Origin of the sequence: Acetobacter pasteurianus subsp. pasteurianus LMG 1262 = NBRC 106471, from assembly GCF_000285275.1 — a bacterium.
Taxonomy (GTDB): Bacteria; Pseudomonadota; Alphaproteobacteria; order Acetobacterales; family Acetobacteraceae; genus Acetobacter; species Acetobacter pasteurianus.
This window is the reverse complement of sequence record NZ_CADO01000068.1, coordinates 1-5,950: the sequence shown is the minus strand read 5'-3', so window position 1 is coordinate 5,950 and position 5,950 is coordinate 1. Positions and strand designations below refer to the sequence as shown.

3 protein-coding genes and 3 pseudogenes are annotated in these 5,950 nt (G+C 49.5%); 3 read left to right on the top strand and 3 right to left on the bottom strand.

Annotated elements, in window-relative coordinates; genetic code table 11:
* Positions 1 to 2,088: pseudogene (locus tag APA10_RS10890) on the bottom strand (methyltransferase); the annotation flags it as partial.
* Between the two features lie 533 nt (positions 2,089 to 2,621).
* Here APA10_RS10890 and APA10_RS10885 point away from each other — a divergent pair.
* On the top strand, positions 2,622 to 3,269 hold the full coding sequence (locus APA10_RS10885; protein ID WP_157999367.1) for a ParA family protein: 648 nt from the start codon (positions 2,622 to 2,624) through the stop codon (positions 3,267 to 3,269).
* Entirely contained in the window at positions 3,266 to 4,006 is a 741-nt protein-coding gene (locus tag APA10_RS10880) for a hypothetical protein (RefSeq protein WP_003630808.1), read from the top strand. Before APA10_RS10885 ends, APA10_RS10880 begins: the two co-directional genes overlap by 4 nt.
* Before the next feature lie 30 nt (positions 4,007 to 4,036).
* Here APA10_RS10880 and APA10_RS10875 read toward each other — a convergent pair whose 3' ends face one another.
* Together APA10_RS10875 and APA10_RS15560 are read right to left on the bottom strand one after the other, a co-directional pair.
* A complete protein-coding gene (locus tag APA10_RS10875) occupies positions 4,037 to 4,966 on the bottom strand; it encodes a replication protein RepA (RefSeq protein ID WP_003630807.1) in 930 nt (309 codons plus the stop codon).
* A gap of 341 nt (positions 4,967 to 5,307) precedes the next feature.
* Positions 5,308 to 5,442, bottom strand: a pseudogene (locus APA10_RS15560) (integrase); the annotation flags it as partial.
* Between the two features lie 67 nt (positions 5,443 to 5,509).
* Here APA10_RS15560 and APA10_RS15595 point away from each other — a divergent pair.
* Positions 5,510 to 5,900, top strand: a pseudogene (locus tag APA10_RS15595) (IS3 family transposase); the annotation flags it as partial.
* Positions 5,901 to 5,950: the final 50 nt, after the last annotated feature.

Sequence of the window (5,950 nt, the reverse complement as noted above, 5' to 3'; positions counted from 1 at the left end):
GGGACGCAGATCAGCAGGCTGCACACCTTCAAGGGCGCTGACATTGCGTGCATATCGCTGATCATGATGTGCGGCCTCGCGTGCGAGCGCCAGTTTGGTTCGCACCGCACCTGAGAGCATCTCATCAGATGTCACCCAGACGTCCCTGCCCTGCGCGCTGCGTTCTGGATCGAGGTAAATGCTCTCACCCAGTTCAGCCAAGGTATCGGCTTCACTCCGTCCCAGCAGTTCGGCAATGAGAGGCAGATCCACCCGGCCCGTTTCATGCAGGGACACAGCCAGCGCGTCATGGGCTCCGTGTATTTCAGGCTCTGTCGGTGCATGAATGACACGCTCTGAAAATATTGGCCCCATGCGACCCGTATCCGTGCGCTCGTCATACTCCTCAATCGAAGCCACCAGCCAGACGTCAGGATCATCCAGAAAGGGCTGCAGGTTCGGACGCCGCTGGGTTTCGCGTGTCTTGCCTGTTTCGGGGTTCTCGCGCAGCGTGGTGCGAGTATGATTGATCGGCCCAAATTCGCGCACGAAGCTCTGGTAGGCCGTTTTCAGAGTGCGCTGCTGAGGACCGTAAGGCAGGTTCTGCATCTGCGCCCGCAACACACTGCGCGCGGCATCACGGATGGGCACCAGCCCGCGAATGATCCGAGCATGCTTGGCAAAAATCCCTTCTGTCTGCCCTCCCTTGCGGATCGGGACGATCTGGGCCTGCCCCTCGCTAATCTGGTGCAGAACACCCCGCTCTACAAAGTAGCTTCCTTCCTTGAGGTCCGCACCACTTGCCGCGGTTCCAACCCTAACGCCCTCACCTGCTGGTCTGACAATACGCGCCTCTAGCGGCTGCAGGAAATGAACGTTGGGCGCGATCCGGCTCAGGGCTTGCGGAAGAAGAAGGTCTAGTTCTGCGCCGGCGGTGGCAGAGCATGTGTAACCGGGACCAAACTGCGTTGTCGTCCAGATATGACTGCCGAGCACCTGTTCGGGATGGTCATGGAAATACCGGTTTATGACGAGCGGACCATTCCCCTCATCTGAATCTGGGATGTCTGCAGTTTCAACCCATCTCTCGTTTGACGGCTCTTCTCCCACTTCTCGTTTGCGGAATGCCAGGATATCGACCACCACATCTGTCCCGGCATCGTCACGCATTGCGCCTTCAGGTAAACGCACAGCGCCAAGCAGGTCAGCGCTCTCGCCGATAATCTGTCGTGCCTTCGGATCCGTTTTATCCAGTGTGTATCGGGAGGTCACGAACAGGGCGATACCGCCTGGTCGTAAAGCTTCGAGTGAGCGGGCAATGAAGAAGTCATGAAGACTGAGTCCCTGCTTCTCCAAGCCAACACGACCGTGCACCGTGCGATTGCTAAAGGGTGGATTACCAATCGCCAGATCATAGCCCTGTGGGAGCTGTGCTCGGGTGAAGTCTTCATTGCGGATCCATTGGTTTGGATAGAGCTTGCGCGCGATACGGGCAGAGATGGGATCGTTCTCAATGCCGGTAAAAGCGATCTTGCCTTCGAGTTTTTCAGGTCGTGCGGCTATAAAGACCCCGGTTCCGCAACCCGGTTCAAGCACCGAACCGCCACGAAACCCCATACGCTGAGCCATATCCCACAGCGAGTGAACAATCAGTTCCGGGGTGTAGTGGGCATATTGCGTGGCGCGCTGCAGGCCAGCCCTTTCAGTCTCCTTCGTAAGTTGTTCAAGTTCTGAAGCAAGACTTTCCCATCCTTTGCGCACCTCTCTGCCTGTGGGCGGGAAGAGGTTGTTGGCAAGTTCACCCGCACCAAAACCTGTAAAACGGGCGAGCACGTCCTGCTCTGCCTCAGTAGCATTACGGTCTTCGCGCTCAAGTTCCCCGAGAAGGGCAATTGCTGCCAGATTACCCTCAGCACGGGCTTTCCATCCGCTTGCAAGCCCACGCAGTCCCTTCAGCCGGAAATCGCGCTGTGGAATACGGAAAGGGGGAGGGGAGGGGATGCAGACTTCGGGAATGGGCTGGTCATCGTCCAGAGACCAGAGGGATGCGAGCTCACCGGAAAGAACAGTGGTGTCGAACAGATTGAGCTGCGAGGCTGACATGGACATGATGGCGCACTCCGTCCAATCGGCTTCGCCCGAGCGTCAGAAGAGGGTCGGGGGCCTGATTGCATAGGTTTGTCGGGATTAGTGGCAAGGAGCGGGAAGGGGAGCGTCTACTCTCTTCATTCCTTGCCCCTTATGCCTTCTGGACAACCGGGCCAGAGTGGGGGGCGCAAGTGCGGTGCGCAGCGCCGGGAGCGGAGCCACGCACAGACCGCGCAGCGGGCGAGCATGGCGAGCACCAACCACTTGCGCCACGCGCTCCGGGCTGGTCCTTATCCTGTCCTTCTGTCTCATTAACTTCTCAAGAGAGTCTCAGCGGTATTTATCATCTTTTACACGTGTAAAAGATCTTGCACTAACTCGCTGTCATTTTTACACGTGTAAAAATGATAAATGATCGGATATTGGGCCAGATAGCGTTTTAACTAACAAAATTCCTCGACGGACTGAGAAATGAAATTTTTACACGTGTAAAAGTTGCGCGGCACTCGGTAAATAATATATTGGTGGGTGGAAAACTTATCGGGAGACTGACAGTGCTTGGGAAAACCATTTTGTTCGCTAGCGTGAAAGGAGGAACATCCAAATCCACACTTTCCGAATGTGTATCTGTCTGTGCTGCAAGAGATGGAATGAAAGTTTCTGGAATCGATTTCGACCCTCAAGCTACATTTCGTAACTGGGGAGACGCACGAGAAGGAACACAGAAATCCATTCCCTCGCTTACAAGCGTGCCTGTGAAATCTTTGTCATTATCAAAATGGAAAACCGTAGAAGATTTTACAGACGATAATGATCTGGTGGTTATTGATACACCGCCAGCCTTAGAAAATGATGCTGACGCTTTTTTGGGTTTATCGCAGCTTGCTGATCTAGTTCTTGTCCCGACAAGTGCTACACATAACGACATATCGAGTAACACACCTTATTTGTTATCCCTAAAAAAAGCCGGTGTTAAGGCTTTCGTCGTTTTTTCAAGGGTAAATCGACAAACTAAAAGTTTTAGAGAGGCTCGACAGAGAGTTGCTAAATATGCACGAGTTCTGCCTGTCGAAATACCAATTGCTGAGGATATGCACGTTCACAATCACGGTGGATTAACCTCAGTGGATATTAAAGATGCTAGAGGCTCAAAAGACGTTGAGTTGCTTTGGGATCTGATTAAGCATGAGATCGAACTATGAGTGTGAAAATCTCAAAATCACTGGCAAAAAAAATTGCCTTACGTGATGAACCTCTAACTCAAGAGCGTGAAACAGCACTTATGGCTGCTGATGTTAGAAGTTCTGCACAGAATGAATTAATTGAGATTGATGAGAATTTATTAAAGACACTCAATGAAGTTTTCGGTGACACGGAGCTTATGAATGATAAGAAACGTCTCCAGACGATCGTTACTCAACGAAAGATCATCTATCGTAATTTTGTAAGAGCTGGCCATGCGTCATTGGCAATGGGGAATGCGCTTCTTGATATGGAAGCTTCATTAACAATAGGTGAAAGAGAAAGATTAAAACAGAGTGCCGAAAAAATACTACCATTCGGTGACACTGTAGCTTCAATGTTGAGAAGTGTTGCTCGCTTCGTAAAAACGGGAAAGGTCCCCGAAAACGATCTTCCTGCAAGCTATTCGGCAGCTTATGTTTTAACGAACATGACAGACCCGGAACTAGATGCAGCGAAAGAAGAGGGGCTTGTTCGTCCTGAAGTGGGTCGTAGAAAGTTACTGAATTTTCGAAAAGATTATCGCGAGCGGACGGAAGAAAAAGATTTTAAAAAAAATGTAATAGACTTAGAAAGACTGGAAAACAAAAGGGAGAAAATTTTGAATAGAAGGAAAAAACTTGCTCTCGAATATTTTAAATTAAGTTATGAGTTCCGTGAAATAAATAAAGTCATAAGAGCCATCAAAGGAAGCTAAATCGTCCGTGAACTTTTAGGGCCCTTCATATCATAAAGCCTGTTTCTTTGCAGGCTTTATTTGAGGTGTGGTCTTTTGGGGCACTGGAGGTTTAGATGAATGCAAGATTACCCCAGTCTCGGTTGTTGTAACCCGCGCATCTGGATAGACTGCTAAAGCTATTTTTAAACTTTCCAGAAAATTTTCTCTAAACTTTCTCAGCCGAGCGTAACTTCGTCCAAACTGGGCATACAAGGCTTTCCAAGTAATTTGACAATCTCCAGGCAGAACATGCAAACGATAAGCGAGCCAGCAATAGATATCTAATGCTTGACTATTATTTGCTATCGCGCGAATTGCAGACTCTTGTAATGGAACTGGGTGTTTTTTTAATTGCTCAAAAAAACCTTCAGATAATTTAACAGTCTCTAATAATCCGCCATTATCATGGTTAGTGAAAAGTGCAGTATCCACGATGTTTTGATTTACAAACCCCGTTTGATTACCTTTAGCAATTTGAAAAGTCATTCGACAGCGTGAGAGGCGTAATGCTTGCTCTCGGACATCTTTCATGCTTTTCCCGCCGATTGATACGCCTAATTTCTGCAGCCATTCGCGTAAACTACGACCAAGTTCAATTTCGCGACTGTTCGTCTTAATAGCTTCTGTCTGCAAATAAAGTAGTATTAAGCGTGCTCTTGATCCGTAAGGTACGCCTACTCTTATTACTCCTTCTTCAGTAGCTACTGATCCTGGCTCTACCATTAACTTTAGATGTTCAGTTTCTATAAGCCATATTTGATCATCTGGTTGCTTTCGATGTGGTAAGGCTGCTTGACACCATCCACTAAAGAGAAAACCTACACCGCTTTGTTCGTCTGACATGAAGTCAAAAGCAACCTCTAGCTCTTTCCTGTCATCTGAAAGTGCTAAAGCGCCTTGACGGCCATGTTCTTCAAGGAGGCGGTGAATTCGACCCATATTTCCTAGATACGTCTTACTTGATTAGAAGTCTCCGAGGACTTTAGGGGCGTAAAACTATTTGAAAGGATATTTGAAGGTTTTATTAGTTTGTGCCCTAAGAGTCCCTAGGACAGATTCGCTATATCTCTGAAAATAAAGAATTCTTCGAATCTTGTTCCGCCCTAAAAGTTCTCACATCCGCCCTAAGAGTTCTCGCCCAACTTGTGAAAGATAACAAGCTACAGCGCCCTAAAAGTTCACAGAAACCGATTCTGAAAATTGAGGATGCTTCAGTTGTCCATAATCATGCGGGAACAGGTACTAGGTGGGGACTTTTAGGGCGGGAAGGTTGGTTTTATTCAAAACCGACTTTTCCCTGGATGTCGGGATAGAGCATGATCATCCTCAATATAAGTCTCCAGAACACGGTAATCCCGATGACGCGAGAAACGCTTGAGCGCCATCAGATCATAGTTATCCTGCGCACCCGTCGTGGACTTGTAACGGTTTTGTGCCGGTCATCTGAGCGTTTTAAGCTCGTATCAGGAGACCGACGGAACCATGAAGCATACGGAAGATTTCAAGCGCGAGACCGTAAGGATTGCGTTGAGCAGTGGGTTGTCACGCACGCGTGTTGCGGCCGATCTGGGTATTGGCAAATCCACTCTGGCGAAATGGATAGTGAATTATCGTCCGGACGAGCCGGCATGAATGGCCAATCGAGAGGCTGTGCCAGGTCTTGCGGGTCTCTGCACGGGGGTACCGGGCCTGGACATCCCGACCGGTCTGCCAGCGCCAACGTACCGATCTGAAGGTGCTGACGCATATCCGTGAGCATTTTGCCCTGAGCAACGGGTCCTACGGACGGCCGCGTATGACCATGGAACTCAGGGAAGCCGGGCTTGATGTCGGGGAACGTCGCGTTGGCCGCCTCATGAAGGCCAACGGTGTTGATTTTCACTGAGAACTGACCCGGGTAGGGCGGAAATTTTCATCGAGATT